Raw genomic sequence first — 16453 nt, forward strand, 5'->3', positions numbered from 1 at the left:
CATACGGGGCTCTATGTTTCTCGGTTGCTCCCTCTTGCGGTTGACTACTCAACTCAATGCACATGATCCCCCGGCGGAGGCAATATCTCCTTTTCCCGATTAAGCTGAGCGACCTGTTGCATCAGCATATCGGTATTTGACCAGCCCGGGCCATCCGCATCCGGAATCCAGCGCGCGCGCAGATAACCGAAGCGGTCCACCAGGAACTCCATGTGCGGCGGCAAGGTGCCCTCCCCCAGCAGATCGGCCTTGTTCAGCGTCCGCCGAAACAGCTTATAGCTCTGCACAATCTCGTGCGCGCCGTCGACCACCAGCGGTAAGGGTACATTGGCCTGGATCTGCTCCAGCTCGTGCGAATCCGGATCGTCCTCCGGCACCGCCAGCAACACCGTATTGGCCGCGGCCAGCCTGGCATCGAGATCACGCAGCTGCGCCAGCCGCTCACGCGACTGCGGCCACGAGAACAGCACCAGCAGCACATTCTTCTTGCCGCGGAAATCCTTCAGGGTGCCGCTTGCGCCATCCTGCGCGGTATAGGAGAAATTGGGCGGACCCATGCCAGGCTGCGGCTGTTCCGGCTTGACCTGCGGGCTCATCAGGCGTGCCTGGTAACCGCGCGACATGGCATGCAGGAAATTGACCACGTCCCAGCGGTCCTCCTCCGAGAGCCTGTCGGCAAATTCGGGCATGCCGGTGCCGGGAATGCCGAAGGAGAGCCAGTGGAAGAAGTCGCCGGCGGTATGCTTGGCGGTGTGCGGCTCGGTGAGCATGTCCACCGGCGGCTTGGCGAAGCTCTTGGCCATCACGCCGTTGCCCTTGCCCTGGGCGCCGTGGCAGGGCACGCAGTTCTCGGCAAAGTGGGCCGAGCCGTTGGCGATGGAAATGGTATCGAACGGCACCGGCGTCTTGCGGTAGGTTTCCGGGTAGGCGTCCACCGCCAGGGGCGGCAGGCCCACGCCCAGGGCCACGGCGGCCAGCAGGAGCGGAATGCCCAGGCGGCGCTTCATGTCCCATTTTTTGGTGCGCCCGAACGCGATCGCCGCGCCGGCGGCGGCCAGCAGCGCCAGGCCGCTCCAGACGCGCAGCATCACGCTCGGGTCGCCCCAGGTGGCGGCCAGGGAGAAGCGGAAGGAGTAGGGCCAGTTCTGGATGATGGCGTGCTTGGCCGGGACGGTATTGGCGACGATGGTGGCCAGCAACACGATGCCCAGCGCGATGACGAATTCGAAGCTGACCCACTTGCGCAGCCGGTGCCCACCGGCCGCGGCCAGGCCATCGGCGTGCTGGGCCAGCAGCGGCAACCAGCTGCGCGCGCGCGCAGCGATGACGAGCACCACCAGCAGCAGGGCGATCTTGCCGTTGAGCAGCCAGCCGTATTCGGTGGCGACCAGGGCGCTGTAGCTGCTGTCGACCATGCGGTAGGTGATGAAGATGCCGGTGGCGATCACCGTCAGCATGACCGGCAGGGCCATGGTGGAGAAGCGCTTCAAGGCGAGCGCGTCGGCTGTGGCCGACGCTTCGCGCGCGTGGAACACGGCATGGATGCGCTGGATGGCGGGCGTCCGGATGCCGGAGCGCGTGTCGCCGGGACGCGCGTCGTTTGCCTGCGGCACGTCGCAGCTGAAACAGACCACCAGGAAGGCCGGCAAGGCGCCGAACCAGACGCTGGCCATGATGATGTGCAAGGCGTAGGGCAGTACGGACAGGAAGGACAGGTCTTCGGCGGCGGCGTGGCTGGCGAGCGCGCCCACGGTCAAGGTGGCGGAAGCGACGGTGGCGCACAGGATGTATTGCCATCTTGCCGGGGGGGAGACGCGGATATAGAGGGCGATGGCGCAGACGAGCGCGGCGCAGGCGGCGCGCCCTGCCCAGACGTGTCCCATGTGGGTATTCTGCACGAGCGCGAGCCAGGCCTGCGGATGCCAGGCGTTGGCGTCGATGCCGGTGGCCTGGGCCGTGGTGGTGGCGAGGATGCCCATCAACCCGGCCAGGAGGATGAGCGCGAGCCAAGGCAGCGCCCGCTCCAGGCGGCCCACCCAGGGGGAGTGGATGGAGCCGGCAATGGCCAGGAAGACGCAGCTTCCGACCAGGATCATGTTGGACGCAAGCTGTGACCAGCGCAGCAGCGTCGCGATGACCTCGATCATTTGGCGGGTGTTTTGCTCTTTACGGTGAAGTCGTAGGACGAGTCAACCACGTGGCCGTCCACCGACAGCACCCGGAACTTTACCGTGTATTTGCCGGGCGCCAGTTGCGACAGGGGCAATACGATGGCTTTGCGGTCGTCCTCGGCGATGTGCGGCCGGATGTCGGTGACCGGTGCCTTGGCGGCGTCCAGCACGGTCAGCGAGGCATAGTCCTTTTCGATTTCTTCGTTGAACCAGAGCCGTACTTGCGTGGGGGTCTGGGTGAGCTGCGCCCGGCGCGGCGGTTCGGCCTTGACCAGCATGGCGTGCGCCAGGACGGGGGTGCTGTGCAGCCCTGCCCCCAGTGCCATGAGCAGGATACTGCCCATCATGACCTGTTTGAGGGAGGGAATCATGATCGATTGCATTCTTGGCTCCTCTTCGTGTGCCACGCCACGAGGGTGGGTGGGCAGATTGATCTTTTCTGTCTTTTTTGGCTTTTTATCCGGACCATATTATTGTTATCTGAACCTGTTACTTAGACTGTATGGCTCCGGTTTGGTTCGGGCGCTGCCCCGGCGGCAATCGCCGCCGGCTTATTCCATTATGCTGCCGGGTTGGCTACTTTGGTTGGCTACTGCTCAGGCGGCACCGGCAGTGGTGGATTTGCGCCCGCGCAGGAAGAAGACGCCGGCACCGACCACAATGACGGCGATGGCGCCGATGAGATAGGGCGAGGTGCCTTTGGGTTCGCCCACGGAGAAGGGGAAGCGCGAGATGTACTCCTCCTTGCCGGCGACGGTGACCAGGCCTACGAATTTGCCGGGCTGGGTGAAGTCGTATTCGAAGTTGATGGAGCCGTTGGGGTAGACCTTGGCCGGGATATGCAGCAGGGTGATGGCGTCCAGGTTTCCCTCCGCGCCGGCGGCCGCGCCGGTGTCGCGGATGATGCGCACTTCGGTGGGCAGGGGTCGCAACGCTTCTTCAATGTAGTCGAGGGCGACGACGGTGCGGCCGACGGCCGGGATGTCTTCGCAGAATTCTTTCTCCTGGGTGCTTTCCGGCTGGTAGCCGGTAAAGTGCATGGTATAGGGGCCGATGGTGAGTTTGCAGATGTCGTCGGCCAGGGAGAGTCCGCCGTGGGCGTGCACTTGGGTGGACAACGGCAGGGCCAGGCCCAGCATCAGGCCCAGGAGGGCGGGTTTGAGAGAGGGTAAGGACATTATCAAGGTCACCTATAAGAAATGATGAATCGTCGATCCTACGGCCCGATACTCAGGTTGCCGCCGGGGCTGTCCGGGTTGTCCGGGTTGTCTTTGTTTCGTCGTTTTCGTGGTCTACGGGCGGCGCGAGGCACGCCAGCGCTGCATGCGCTTGGATTTCATGAGCTTGTATCCCAGCAGGATCAAAAGCAGCAGGGCGATCAGCGGCCCGACCGCGGTGCGGAATATGTTCGCGTAGTTGATCATCTGTACCCGCAAGGGGTACTGGTAGCGCAGGGGCGGCAGGCCTTCGGCGGTGATGATGACGGTGTACAAGCCCTGGTCCAGGCTGGTCTCGCCCTTGATCACGCCGTCGGGGTGGTAGCTTGGCCGCAGGTAGCTTACGGTCTCGTCGTCGGTTTCGCTGGTACCTCTGACGACGCGCATGCCGATGGGCATTTCGCGCAGGGCCGGGTCGATCAGGTCGACCACCAGGTAGGTGTCTCCGCTCTTGGGGATTTCGGTGCAGTATTGGGCGCTGGGCTCAAATTGCGGCTGGTAGGCGCTTAAGTGCACCATGTTCTCGCCAATGCGGCGCACGCAGCTGTCTTCTTCCAGCGAGACTTTTCCGTGCGCGCCTGCCGCGCCGGCATAGAGCGCCGCGGTCAGGATGAGCATTGCCTGTGTTACTTGCCTAATCACAAACGGGTTCTCTCCGCGTTGTTCGTTGTTACGAAGTTACAAGATTCACTGTTTCAGCTAATCGCCACTTGGGCGGGCCTGCCGTTCGTCCGCGGGCGGGAGGCCTGCGGGCTGTCGTCATGCCGATGCTGCTTTGCTAATTCTACTATTTTTATGCTGCATAAAAAACACCGATCCACCTTTCCGTCTGGCGACGGCGGCGGACCGGTGTCAATGCCTTGCGGGACGGGGCTAGGCCTTGCGTCCCATGCGGCTTAGAGCTTGGTGAAGACCGGTATGACGGCGCCCGCTATGCTGTTGATGTTGCGATCGCCACTATCGCTCCATGTCATGAGCAATCCGCCAAAACGGCTTTCCGGGTCGCCCAGCAAGGCCATGAGCCGCTGTACTTCCCACAGTGCGTCTTTCGCTTCCATCTTCACTTCACGGGTCTCGCCCGGCTGTATCGGGGTCTCGTTGTCAAACGATAAGCCGGTGGCCACGAGTTCCTTCGGATAGTTGCGGTCCATGTGCTTCAAGCCCACTTTGTTGATGAACCGGATGCCGGCCGTGGTGAATTCGCCAATGCGGTAGGCTGAATCGCCGCTGTTGGTGACGCTCATGGTAACCCGCAGTGCCCGCCCCGGTACGTCGTAGTTGGCGTGGGTCACTTTGATGGAGATGGGGTTGGGTTTCACCGGCAACGGGGCAACCTTGGATTCACCCGCCTGGATGGGCACGGTGTAGGGATGCTTGTTTTCGGTGTAACGGTAGCCGCCCCATACGAGCCCAATGGTGGCAAGCAGTACGATCCAGGCCACTTTGGTGTCCATCGGGTCCAGCAGCAGTTCGTCGCCGTAGGCCAGCAGTACGCGGCTGCGCGGCAGGAACATGGGCCGGGCAACGTAGTAGCCGATCCAGAAGATGCCCAATCCCATCCACAGGGCGTGCCAGAAGAGGCCGTTGCCCAGGTTGAAGGTTTCGGTATCGATGGTCTCGCCTGTCAGCAGTTTGACGGGGTTGGTGAAGTCATCCCAGCTGCCGGTGATGTTCATCCAGGCGGCGGGGCCGGCAATCGGGCCTGCATCCTTGATGTTCAGCATGGCGTGCATGTGATGGCGACCCGGGATGCGGGCTTTGAGCCTGACTTCGAAGGCGTAGTCGCGTCCGATTTCGAGCGGGCCGGCAATCATGGTCGGTTCGCCGTTCAGCTTGGTGGAGAGGCGTACGAACACGGGGCTGGGGCTGCCGACGTTGAAGAAGGCGCGGCCCGGTTTGCCAACAGCGCGCGGCCAGTCTTCGGCCAGGTGAAATTTGCCGGTCATGCTGGCCAGGTCGTTCACTTTGGTGGTCTCAGGTCCCCATTTCATGTCGTACCACTGGATGGTACGCATGCGCAGGAAGGGTTCCTGGGAGCGTTCGCCGTGGGCCTGGGCCGGGGTGACGTCGAGCATGAAGGTCATGCCCAGGGCTGCCATGCCGCACAGGCCGGTCAGGCTGCGCTTGATGAGGTTGTTGAATTCCATTATTTGATCCCCTCGGGAAAGCCTTCTTCGCCAAATGCAGTGACGTCGTTTTTCATGGTGACGCGGCCACGGGCCCCTTTGACGTAGAAGAATGCGGTGCAGTAAAGTTTGCCGAAGTACCACCAGAGGCAGAACATGAGCATGGAGACGAAGGCGGCAAAGAATGAGGCGATGACGGTGGTGTGGCCGCCAAAGGTTCTGAGTGAGCCTTGTTCGATGTTGCGTACGTACTCGGGGGTGCCGGTGCGAACGTACAGGAAGCCGGTGTAGTCAGCAACGGACAACAGTACGCCTTCCGCTACCAGCGGCAGGTGGGTCGGGCCAAAGATGGGCCAGTTACCCGGGTAGAACAGGAGTCCGAATGCGCCTCCGCCGACTAAGGCTGTGATCATCCAGTTGCGGGTGAGCAGCATGACGGTGTCCATGACCAGTGCGCCCGGTATCATGGTGGAGGGGAAGACGAAGCTGATGGGGTAGTGCGACCACCAGTAGAAGCCCCAGTAGCGGGTCAGCCATTCGCCGGTCAGCAGGCAGACGACGCAGAGGGTGGCGCCAAAGGGCAGCCGGTAGTTGACCCACAGGTAGTACATGATGGCGGCGCAATAGGTGATGCCCACGATGGGGGTCACTACCGGCCACCATTGGCGGTCTTTCCAGTCCAGCCAGAAGTCCCAGTCGCCTGCCAGCAGCATGAAGTGCATGTGGTAGGTTCCAACCAGAAGGATACATAGAATCGGGAAATATACCGCGTCTATCATCCTGGACATCTTTACTGCTTCCGGCGGCATCTTGGCCGCCTTCAGTATTTCATCGGTTCTGCTCATCGCACCCTCCCCTCAAATGTCTACGATCTTAATACGTGAATGATGTGTTGCTGTTGCGTGTTGCTTGGTGCTGCTTGTCCTCTTTCCGCCCCAGCTTGTTTTTTTTGGGCTGGGTCTTTGTTCGCCGCAGCGGCGGTAGCGGCGGGCCGCTCTGCCGTCGGGTTGCGGCGGCAGAGCGGCCCAAGGTTCCTCAGGGTTCCTCGAGTCCGGGTGGTGCCAAATCAAAAAGACCGGCTGAACTTGGGTTCAGCCGGTCTTTCAGGTTACGGTACGATCCGGTTGTTGAGGATGACTTTGCTTTGGCCATTCCAGACGACGTCGGTCAGGTTGGAGTAGCGGGTGATGATCTGTGCTGCGATCCCGCCTGCAAACAGTCCCGACCAGCCCAGGATGACGAAGCCCCAGTGCAGCGGTGCGCTGAAGAGTTCTTCCATGAACCAGAAGGCATGACCCCATTCGTTCAGGCCTACGTTCGGCAGGATCATGAGCGGTCCGGCAATGGCCATGACGAGCGGGAACGAGGTGCCACGGGAGTACAGCGGCAGGCGGGTCATGGCGTACAGGTAGCTTGCCACGCCGCAGACGATGTACATGGGGAAGGAGCCGTAGAACACGACGACGTGGCTGGGGGTGAAGCTGGTGTCGCGGATGATGACCTGGTGCCAGGAGGCGTCCTGCTCGGTGAAGAAACTGCCGCCCCAGTATACGCCAAACAGGTAGACGCCCAGCCACATCATCCAGTAGAAGTAACGCTTGACTTCCAGTTTGGGGTCAAGGTTGTCCAGGTTGGTGTCGCGGGTCTTCCAGATCCAGCCCCAGGTGATGAGGGCAAAGATCGGCATGACGATCATGTGGACGCGCCACAGTCCCATCCATACTTTTTCAAACTCGGGTTCCATGGAGTCCATGCCGTGCGAGTAGGCGAAGGTCCGTTGATACCAGACCCAGAATATCGCTACCAGCAGCATGGTGATGAGCCCGAATTTGTACCACCTCGAGTCATACCACTCCGACATGTCGTAGTCGCGGCCGCTTGCCTTGGCGTGACCCGACGTTCCTAGTGTTGTTGCCATGTTGTTTCCTCCTGTTGCCTTGTTTCGTTGATCAAGTGCTGCGCGCTCTACCGGCTTGTCCTGCCCCTCTGTTCCTGAACTTGCCTCTGTTCCTGAACTACTCTACGCCGGTAGAAACTTCGATAATTTGTTGCTGCGCAATTCAATTAATTACTACTTGTACTATCTAATACGGTCTAACTGGTACTTTACATACCCACAACCCGGCAAAGACTATCCTCGAAAATGGCCTAAGTCAAGCAGTTTGGGGAACTATGAGCGCTTCCCCTCTTTAAAAACCTTGAAAAGCCCCCATGTAGCGCGAGGAAAATTTTTTCAATGTTCTTTTTAAAACCCTGAGCTTGGAAACAATGCGATGGTTTAAATTCCGGATCACCACCGAGACAATATTCCGTCCAATTGCTCAAGGCTGTCGTAATGAATCACCACGCTTCCCTTGCCGTTTTTTCTGGAATTGATGACGACTTGCGCGCCGAGTTTCAAAGAGATATTTTCCTGCAAGCGCAACAAATCGCGGTCACGTTTAGGGTGTTTTTTTTCTACCGGATGCTCTATCCGATGCACCAGTCTTTCGGTCTCGCGTACCGAAAGCTGTTTATGCACCACCAGATTCGCGGTTTCTATCTGCTTCGACGCGGGAAGCGAGAGCAGCGCGCGGCTGTGCCCCATGTCGATCTTTCCCTGCATCAGCAATTCCTGCACGGCAGGCGGCAGATTAAGCAATCGGAGGAGGTTGGAAACGGCGCTGCGCGAACTGCCCAAAGCCTGGCTGGCAGCCTGATGAGTCATTCCGAATTCTCTGATAAGCCTTTGAATTCCCATAGCTTCTTCTAGAGGATTCAAGTTCTCGCGCTGAATGTTCTCGATCAACGACATGGCCAGCGCTGCCTCATCCGGTACTTCACGGATGAGCGCAGGCACTTCAGCGAGCCCCGCCAGTTGTGCTGCTCGCCAGCGCCGCTCGCCGGCTATGATTTCGTAGCTTCCCGGCGAAACAGGCCGAACCAGGATCGGCTGCATTACCCCCTGGGCCTTGATGGATTCCGCCAACTCCGCCAAAGATACTTTATCCATGTGGGTGCGCGGCTGATACTTGCCCGGCTGTAGCAGTGAAGTTTTCAGGTTCTGTAGCGATTCCTCTGTCCTGCGGCCATCGCTGTCACCTGCCAACAACGCATCCAATCCCCTCCCCAACCCCTTCAATTTCATCTACTTTTTCCCTTCCTGGTCTTTATCCCGTTACGCTTCAAGCTTCTGTTCGTGATCCTGTTGGACCGGCGCGACGGATGAGTCTCTGTTCAACATTTCCCCCGCCAGCGCCAGATAGGCCTGGGTGCCTTTGGATAATTTGTCGTGATACAACGCCGGTATACCGAAGCTCGGCGCTTCGGCCAGTCGCACGTTACGTGGGATTACAGTGCGGTAAACCTTGTCCCCGAAGTGCTGCTGCAATTGTTCGGATACCTGTTGCGCCAGTATATTGCGGGGGTCGAACATGGTACGCAGCAATCCTTCGATCTCGAGCACCGGGTTGAGATTTGCCCGTACCTTTTTTACGGTATTGACAAGATCGCTTAACCCCTCCAAGGCGTAATACTCGCACTGCATCGGAATCATCACCGCATGGGCAGCACATAAACCGTTGAGTGTCAGCAGGTTAAGTGCGGGCGGACAATCGATGAGAATAAAATCGTATTCCTTTTCCACCGCTTGCAGCGCGGCCTTCAGTCGTGTTTCCCGCTGGGGCAGATCTACCATTTCTATTTCAGCACCGGCCAAGTCACGGTTGGCGGGGACGAGGTCATACTTGCCGCTGGTAGAGGTTACACGTACATCCGCAATACTTCGGCTACCCAACAATACCTGATATACCGTATGCCGCAAGACACGTTTGTCCACACCACTTCCCATCGTGGCATTACCCTGGGGATCGAGATCGATCAATAAGACACGACGTCCGGCGGCTTCGAGACTCGCCGCCAGATTAACACTCGTGGTGGTTTTTCCTACCCCGCCTTTTTGATTGGTTATTGCCAGAATTTTCGCCATCTAGTCCTCTCCGAGCCGGCCATCTCCGGCTAACCCGGCTGTCAAATCGCGGGCCATCCGCTAAAACCACCGTGGTCGCCAAACCGTCACCCGCTATGCCTGCTTGATCCAGACAAGATGTCGCTCCGCCTCAAGGCCGGGGACTGTAACCGGTAATATTTTTTCGACCATGAACTGTGCTGGGAGCTGTGCCAGTTCTTCGTGAGGATACACTCCTTTCATCGCCACAAGTCTGCCGCCAACGTTTCCTGGCGCACACAAATGCCCCGCCAGGCTGGCAAAATCAGTCAGATCGGAAAAAGCACGTGAAATGACGATATCAAACCCATCTGCCGGTCGAAAATTTTCGACGCGCTCTACCATCACCTCGATATTTTTTAAATTCAGCTCGATTCGCGCCTGTTGCAGAAATGCGGCTTTTTTGTGATTGATTTCGACCAGGGTCACATGCCACTCGGGCCGCGTCAAAGCCAGGGGAATCCCCGGCAAGCCAGCGCCACTGCCGACGTCGGCAATACGCGATCCGGTGACGTGCGGTAAAACCGCCAGGCTATCGAGCAAATGACGAACCAGCATTGCTTCCGGCTCACGCACCGCGGTCAGGTTATGCACCTGGTTCCACTTCCGGATCAGCGCGAGGTATTGCAGCAAGCGCGTTTGGGTTTCGTGCGGGAGCGTCAATCCCAGGGCTTCGATTCCGCCAGCGAGTTGCGCCGTGAGACTCATGCGCTCTTCTTTTTTTTCTGGCCGGAAAATCCACGTTTCACGTGTACCAGCAATAATGAAATTGCCGCCGGCGTTATGCCGGAAATCCTGGCTGCCTGCCCTGCTGTTTCCGGCTTGAATTGATTCAGTTTTTGCTGTGCCTCGGCGGAGAGGCCGCGCACGGTGGTGTAATCAAGATCGAGCGGCAGGCGAATGTCCTCATAGCCGGCATTACGCGCCACTTCATCCTTCTGACGTTCAATGTAACCGTGATATTTCGCTTGGATTTCAACTTGCTCCGCAACCACGGGATCAGTGACACACTCCCCTGCACCGGGCAGCGTCATCAGAGCGGCATAGGATACGTCCGGGCGCCGCAACAATTCGTATAGCGAATAATCATGCCCAATGGTCTTGCCCAGCACTCGTAACACGTCCGCTTCGGGTAACGCATTCAAACTGGTATTTGGACTGAGCCATGTCGCTTTTAATCTGCCTTGCTCTCGAACAATCGCTTCGCGCTTGGCTTCGAATGAAGCCCAGCGTACATCATCGACCACCCCGAGCTCCCGGCCCATCCCGGTCAGACGCAAATCAGCGTTGTCTTCCCGAAGTTGCAGGCGATATTCGGCACGGCTGGTAAACATGCGGTAGGGTTCGGTAACGCCTCGGGTGACAAGATCGTCTACCAAAACGCCCAGGTAAGCTTCGTCGCGGCGCGGGCACCACGCTTCCCGGTCTTGTATCTTGCGCGCCGCATTAATCCCCGCCAACAATCCCTGGGCCGCAGCCTCTTCATAACCCGTCGTCCCATTGATCTGTCCGGCAAAAAACAGGCCTTCGATTGCTTTTGTTTCAAGCGAGCTTTTTAATGCCCGTGGATCGAAAAAGTCGTATTCGATAGCGTAGCCGGGACGGGTAATATGTGCGTTTTCAAGCCCCTTGATGGATTGCACCAGCTTGACCTGCATGTCGAATGGCAGGCTGGTCGAGATTCCGTTGGGGTATACCTCATGAGTGCCGAGACCTTCCGGTTCCAGAAAGATCTGGTGCGATTCCTTCGCTGAAAATCGCACGACCTTGTCCTCGATGGAAGGACAATATCGTGGCCCTGTTCCCTCGATTACGCCGGTAAACAGTGGAGATCGATCCAGGCCGCCGCGAATGATGTCATGAGTCCGCCTATTGGTATGCGTCATCCAGCAGGGTAACTGCCGTGGGTGCCGGGCGGCGTCACCCATAAAGGAGAAGACCGGCACAGGGTTGTCGCCCGGCTGCTCGATAACCGCCGAGTAATCGATGCTACGGCCGTCTATGCGCGGCGGGGTACCGGTTTTCAATCGACCCACGGGCAGCTTCATCTCCCGCAGGCGGGCAGCCAGGCTGATGGAGGGTGGGTCGCCGGCCCGGCCGGCCTGGAAATTGGCTGAACCGACATGTGCAAGCCCCCCAAGAAACGTTCCTGCCGTCAGGACCACCGCTCGGGCGGTAAACCTGATTCCCAATTGGGTTACGACGCCTGTGACGCACTCCCCCTCGAGCGTGAGATCGTCCACTCCTTGCTGGAACAGCCACAGGTTGGGCTGATTCTCGAGACGACGCCGGATTGCCTGACGATAGAGCATCCTGTCCGCCTGGGCACGCGTTGCCCGTACCGCCGGTCCCTTGCTCGAATTGAGTATGCGAAACTGGATGCCGGCTTCATCAGCGGCGGCAGCCATTGCCCCGCCAAGCGCATCAACCTCTTTTACCAGGTGCCCCTTGCCGATACCTCCAATGGAGGGGTTACAGGACATCTGCCCCAGGGTTTCGATATTGTGCGATAACAGGAGTGTTTTTTTGCCCATCCGTGCGGCCGCCAGGGCTGCCTCGGTACCGGCATGTCCACCGCCAATAACTATTACATCGAAATTTTCAGAGCAGTTCACTACGCTACCGTCGCATTCGCTAAAGAGGTGGCATTCTACGGTAAAACGGGGGGCTATGTAAGGCGGGGTCCTTCGGAGGGGCAAAACACGATTATCCACGCGCATGTTTCACGTGAAACATTTTCCTGAAATTCCTGGGAGCCGATAAGTGGTTTGAAGCCGGATTGGCCGGAAGGCGCTTACTTGCCAATACAGAATCGCGAAAATATCTTCCCCAGCAAATCGTCAGATCCGAACTCGCCGGTGATGGATGATAACGCTTGCTGAGCAAGCCGTAACTCTTCGGCGAGCAGCTCGGGTTGAAACTCTCCCCTGTCCAGTTCGGCCGCGTTTTCCAGGTATTCGCGAGCAGCCGTCAGCGCCTGTAGATGGCGCTGACGCGCCATGAATACACCCTCACCCATCGAGCGTGGCTCCCAACCGGCCATTTTCAGCAGCCTCTGGCGAAGTGTTTCGATCCCCGCGCCTGTTATCGCGGAAACGTAAACTTCCGACCTGTCTTTTCCCACTTCCGCAAGGGAGCGCTCGTCCAGCAGATCGATCTTGTTATACACGTATATTACCGGCAATCCCGCGGGAAGGCTGTCGAGTATCGCCTGATCCGCCGGGGTGATACCCCACCGGCTATCCAGTACGAGCAGCACGAAATTCGCTTTTTCGAGGGTAGAGCGCGTGCGGGCGATACCCATTTTTTCGACAGCGTCGTCCGTTTCCCGCAGCCCGGCGGTATCCAGCAAATGTAGCGGAACACCTTCAATTTCAATGGTCCGGCGAATCGTGTCACGCGTAGTGCCCGGTATCTCCGTGACAATGGCCGCCTCTTCTCCCGCCAGCAGGTTCAGCAGGCTTGATTTTCCGACGTTAGGCTGTCCAATCAGAACGATCCATATCCCTTCCCGTAGTATGCTGCCCTGCCGCGCTGATGCAAGCACATGCTCCAGGTGCGCCTGGACGCCCTTCAGCCTGTGGCTGACATCAGCATGATGGGCATGGTCTATTTCTTCCTCGGAAAAATCCAGCGATGCTTCAACCGATATGCGGAGATCAGTGAGCGCGTCCACAACGATATGTACGGCATTGGAAAACTCCCCTTGCAGAGAGCGCACGGCACAACGTGCGGCTTCGCCCGTACTGGCGTCTATGATATCCGCTACGCTTTCAGCCTGAGCGAGGTCCAGCTTGTTGTTAAGATAGGCGCGAAGGGTAAATTCTCCGGGCTGCGCCATTCGGGCACCCGCCGAGAGACAACTGGATAATAGTAGATTCATTACCGCCGGGCCGCCGTGACCCTGCAGTTCGAGAACGTCTTCGCCGGTATAGGAATGGGGCGCGGGGAAAAAAAGAGCAATTCCTTGATCGATGACCTGCCCATCTTCATCGAAAAATTTGCTCAGCCTGGCATAGCGCGGTTCAGGCACATAACCGATAACCTTCAGCGCCAAGGATTTCATGCCTTTGCCGGAAACACGCACTACACCGATGCCGCCTCGTCCGGGCGGCGTAGCAACCGCGGCAATAGTGTCAGCATTTTCCATCAGGTAATGGGCCGAAGTGAATCAGCCAACCAGTGGCCCCTCACCTCACCCGAATATTTCCAGCAGAGCCCGCTCGATTTCGAATAGAAAGTGCTCGTCGATATCAGCCGTTCTGCTTTTTCTGTTTTCCCGCAGCAGTAGCGGCGGCGGAACCCTCGATCATGCGCGTGATTTGCCATTGCTGGAGGATAGAAAGCACGTTATTGACCAACGAATATAGCACCAGTCCAGCAGGAAAGAAGAAGAAGAAGATGCTGAAAGCGAAAGGCATGATCTGCATCACTTTCGCCTGGATCGGATCCGCGGACGGCGGGCTTAGTTTTGATTGTACGAACATCGAAATACCCATGAGTATGGGCAGTACATAATAAGGGTCGGGAGAGGACATATCCTCTATCCACAATGCAAAGGGCGCGTAACGCAACTCCACGCTCGCAAGCAATACCCAGTACAACGAGATAAACACCGGGATCTGAACCAGGATGGGAAAACAGCCTCCCATCGGGTTGATTTTTTCGGCCTTGTAAAAATCCATCATCGCCTGATGCATGCGCTGACGATCGTTCCCGTGCTGTTCACGCAAACGCTGCAGCTTGGGCGTAACCAGCCGCATCTTCGCCATCGACCGATAGCCCGCCGCGGATAACGGGAAAAACACCAGCTTGACCGACATGGTCAAAAGGATAATGGCGACCCCCCAATTTCCCGTCCATGAATGATAGAACGACAACAACCAGAACAGCGGTGCTCCGATCACTGTCAGCCAGCCATAGTCCACCGTAAGGTCAAGCCCGGGCGCAACCGCTGCGAGCTTGCTTTGTTCCTCTGGACCCGCGTAGAGCGGCACCGTAACGGTAGCCGTAGCGCCGGGCTCGATCATGCCCACCGGCACAATGACACCGGCCGTATATTCGTTGTCGCCCAAAGGCTTCGCGTAATACTCGCGGGGGGTTTTGTCCTTCGGTAACCAAGCGGTGAGAAAATAATGCTCCAGCATGGCAATCCAGCCATTGTCAGCTGTTTTAGGATAGGTTGCCTTGCCTTTATCCAGAGCCGAAAACTCGATTTTCTTGAACTTATCCTGCTCCGTGTAAAGCGCGGCGCCCGTATAAGTGGGAATCATGAATACCGAACCCACTGGAGGCTGGCTGTCGCGCAACATCTGGAAATAAGAGAAGGGCTGGATCGCGGCGGTTCCCTGATTGGTAACCTCGAAACTGACATCGATGAGATAAGTTCCACGATGGAATGTGTATATCTTGACTACGCGCACACCATCGGCTTCGGGTGCCAGGAGACGTACCTCGATTTTATCCGCCCCGGCTACCAGCTCATACGTACTCTGGTCCGCTGTATAAGTTGTCTTGTGGCTGGGCAGGCCTTCTCCAATCAGCCCCGACTGGGCTACATAAACGTGCTCGTCTTGACTTTGCAACAGCGCGAAGGATTTGTGTTTATCTGCGGTATCAGGGTATTGGAGTAACTCGAGGCGTCGTAAATCGCCTCCTGCAGTATCGATTTCCGCAACGACCATATCGGTCTTGACGACAATTTTTTCGCCTATTCCCAGCTTGCCAGTGACCTTGACCGGAACAGAGTTTTCAACGGCGGCTCCATCCTTGCCCGGTTGTGCCGAGACAAGTTTATCTCCGGGTATGGGGGTCTCGTTCTGGCTGTTTTTTTCAGTCTGATTTGCCCCACCTTGGGTTGCAGACACAGATGCGGCTGAGGGTGGCGGAAGTTGTTCCTTCTGCCACGCCTCCCAAAGAAACAGCATTGACGTGGCAAAAATCAGGAAGAGTACTAGTTTTTGTGTATCCATCTTGCTTCGCGATTTTATATTTTACGATATGGATAATCGAGGCATGAATTATTCAAACCTTGATAAGCCCTATGTGATAAGTCCTACGGGACGGGGTCATGTCCGCCACGGGCCCAGGGATTGCAGCGCATTATTCGCCAGACACTCAGAAATATTCCCCGAAGCACCCCATGCTTGGTGAGCGCCTCGCATGCATAGTTTGAGCAGGATGGACTGAACCGGCACGAGGGTCCAAAAAAGGGGCTCAGGCAATATTGGTAGATCTTGATAAAACCGATGATTATCCGCGACATCGCTGCAGTTGAATCATGAGCTTTTCCGCTTCCCCCGCTATCCGTGATGAATTGTCGTGGCTAACTCTACATCGTAAACGCACCACGAGATCAAGGCCGGCCAGATCTTGCTGCCGCGCTCGAAACGCCTCGCGCAGCACGCGTTTGACCCTGTTTCGATTTACGGCCAACCGCTCGATTTTACCAGCGATGATCAACCCCAGTCTTGGGTGCAATAAGCCATTGGGCTTAGCGAAAACTTGAAGAAATTCGCTGCGTGCAGAACACTTGCACCGGATAACTGAGGAAAATTCTTCTGCTTTATGCAACCGCTTATTTTTTTGAAAGCGAATAATACAATCCCTCAATTTTGAATCTGGCGCCAGCAGCTATACTGCCAGGCGGACTCGTCCCTTGGCGCGGCGAGCTCTGATAACAGCCGCACCCCCCGTGGTTTTCATGCGAACTCGAAAACCATGGGTTCGTTTCCTCCGTGTCACGGACGGTTGATAAGTGCGTTTCATGATGTCCCCTGAGCCTGATAATCAATAAAACTCGGCATTACAACTCTTTACGTACATTGGTGTCAACCAATATTTTTTCCTCACCCTGTGGATAAGTCGGGAGGAACGGTCTAAAATGGACTCCTCACCTGCGCTTTCGCTTTAGACTCCCGATTTCCGCTTCTTCCCCAATCAGCAATGACAATC

General features: G+C 57.5%; 16 protein-coding genes. All 16 read right to left on the bottom strand.

The window, feature by feature from the left end; all coding sequences use genetic code 11:
• Positions 1 to 53: 53 nt before the first annotated feature.
• Positions 54 to 2147 (bottom strand): CopD family protein, encoded by a 2094-nt coding sequence (locus KJS40_RS14550; protein WP_213537964.1) that lies wholly within the window; start codon positions 2145 to 2147, stop codon positions 54 to 56.
• Positions 2144 to 2554: a copper resistance CopC family protein gene (locus KJS40_RS14555; protein WP_244859582.1), complete on the bottom strand. Its 411-nt coding sequence runs from the start codon at positions 2552 to 2554 to the stop codon at positions 2144 to 2146. Before KJS40_RS14555 ends, KJS40_RS14550 begins: the two co-directional genes overlap by 4 nt.
• A 213-nt stretch (positions 2555 to 2767) precedes the next feature.
• Positions 2768 to 3349, bottom strand: coding sequence for a hypothetical protein (locus tag KJS40_RS14560; protein ID WP_244859584.1), 582 nt, complete (start codon positions 3347 to 3349; stop codon positions 2768 to 2770).
• Between the two features lie 114 nt (positions 3350 to 3463).
• Positions 3464 to 4006, bottom strand: coding sequence for a hypothetical protein (locus KJS40_RS14565; RefSeq protein ID WP_244859586.1), 543 nt, complete (start codon positions 4004 to 4006; stop codon positions 3464 to 3466).
• Positions 4007 to 4284: 278 nt separating this feature from the next.
• Positions 4285 to 5535, bottom strand: coding sequence for a methane monooxygenase/ammonia monooxygenase subunit B (locus KJS40_RS14570; RefSeq protein WP_213537966.1), 1251 nt, complete (start codon positions 5533 to 5535; stop codon positions 4285 to 4287).
• Positions 5535 to 6359, bottom strand: a complete 825-nt coding sequence (locus KJS40_RS14575) for a methane monooxygenase/ammonia monooxygenase subunit A (RefSeq protein WP_025042266.1) — start codon at positions 6357 to 6359, stop codon at positions 5535 to 5537. The genes KJS40_RS14570 and KJS40_RS14575 overlap by 1 nt, the downstream gene beginning before the upstream one ends.
• A 263-nt stretch (positions 6360 to 6622) precedes the next feature.
• The gene (locus tag KJS40_RS14580; protein ID WP_053111335.1) at positions 6623 to 7432 is read right to left on the bottom strand and encodes a methane monooxygenase/ammonia monooxygenase subunit C; all 810 of its coding nucleotides are present in this window, start codon (positions 7430 to 7432) and stop codon (positions 6623 to 6625) included.
• Positions 7433 to 7804: 372 nt separating this feature from the next.
• A complete protein-coding gene (locus KJS40_RS14585; RefSeq protein ID WP_213538551.1) occupies positions 7805 to 8641 on the bottom strand; it encodes a ParB/RepB/Spo0J family partition protein in 837 nt (278 codons plus the stop codon).
• Between the two features lie 30 nt (positions 8642 to 8671).
• Positions 8672 to 9481: a ParA family protein gene (locus tag KJS40_RS14590; RefSeq protein WP_213538552.1), complete on the bottom strand. Its 810-nt coding sequence runs from the start codon at positions 9479 to 9481 to the stop codon at positions 8672 to 8674.
• Between the two features lie 93 nt (positions 9482 to 9574).
• Positions 9575 to 10207 carry a 16S rRNA (guanine(527)-N(7))-methyltransferase RsmG gene (rsmG, locus tag KJS40_RS14595; protein WP_213538553.1) on the bottom strand — a complete coding sequence of 211 codons (633 nt, stop codon included), beginning with the start codon at positions 10205 to 10207 and terminating at the stop codon, positions 9575 to 9577.
• A complete protein-coding gene (mnmG, locus tag KJS40_RS14600) occupies positions 10204 to 12114 on the bottom strand; it encodes a tRNA uridine-5-carboxymethylaminomethyl(34) synthesis enzyme MnmG (RefSeq protein ID WP_213538554.1) in 1911 nt (636 codons plus the stop codon). The genes rsmG and mnmG overlap by 4 nt, the downstream gene beginning before the upstream one ends.
• A gap of 179 nt (positions 12115 to 12293) precedes the next feature.
• Positions 12294 to 13649, bottom strand: a complete 1356-nt coding sequence (mnmE, locus tag KJS40_RS14605) for a tRNA uridine-5-carboxymethylaminomethyl(34) synthesis GTPase MnmE (protein ID WP_213538555.1) — start codon at positions 13647 to 13649, stop codon at positions 12294 to 12296.
• A gap of 103 nt (positions 13650 to 13752) precedes the next feature.
• The gene (gene yidC / locus KJS40_RS14610) at positions 13753 to 15471 is read right to left on the bottom strand and encodes a membrane protein insertase YidC (protein ID WP_213538556.1); all 1719 of its coding nucleotides are present in this window, start codon (positions 15469 to 15471) and stop codon (positions 13753 to 13755) included.
• Between the two features lie 83 nt (positions 15472 to 15554).
• A complete protein-coding gene (gene yidD / locus KJS40_RS14615) occupies positions 15555 to 15764 on the bottom strand; it encodes a membrane protein insertion efficiency factor YidD (RefSeq protein WP_082204619.1) in 210 nt (69 codons plus the stop codon).
• A complete protein-coding gene (gene rnpA, locus KJS40_RS14620) occupies positions 15752 to 16111 on the bottom strand; it encodes a ribonuclease P protein component (protein ID WP_256330299.1) in 360 nt (119 codons plus the stop codon). Before rnpA ends, yidD begins: the two co-directional genes overlap by 13 nt.
• Before the next feature lie 21 nt (positions 16112 to 16132).
• A complete protein-coding gene (rpmH, locus tag KJS40_RS14625; protein ID WP_090460225.1) occupies positions 16133 to 16267 on the bottom strand; it encodes a 50S ribosomal protein L34 in 135 nt (44 codons plus the stop codon).
• Between the last annotated feature and the right edge of the window lie 186 nt (positions 16268 to 16453).

This window comes from Nitrosospira sp. NRS527 (assembly GCF_018406445.1).
Taxonomy (GTDB): domain Bacteria; phylum Pseudomonadota; class Gammaproteobacteria; order Burkholderiales; family Nitrosomonadaceae; genus Nitrosospira; species Nitrosospira briensis.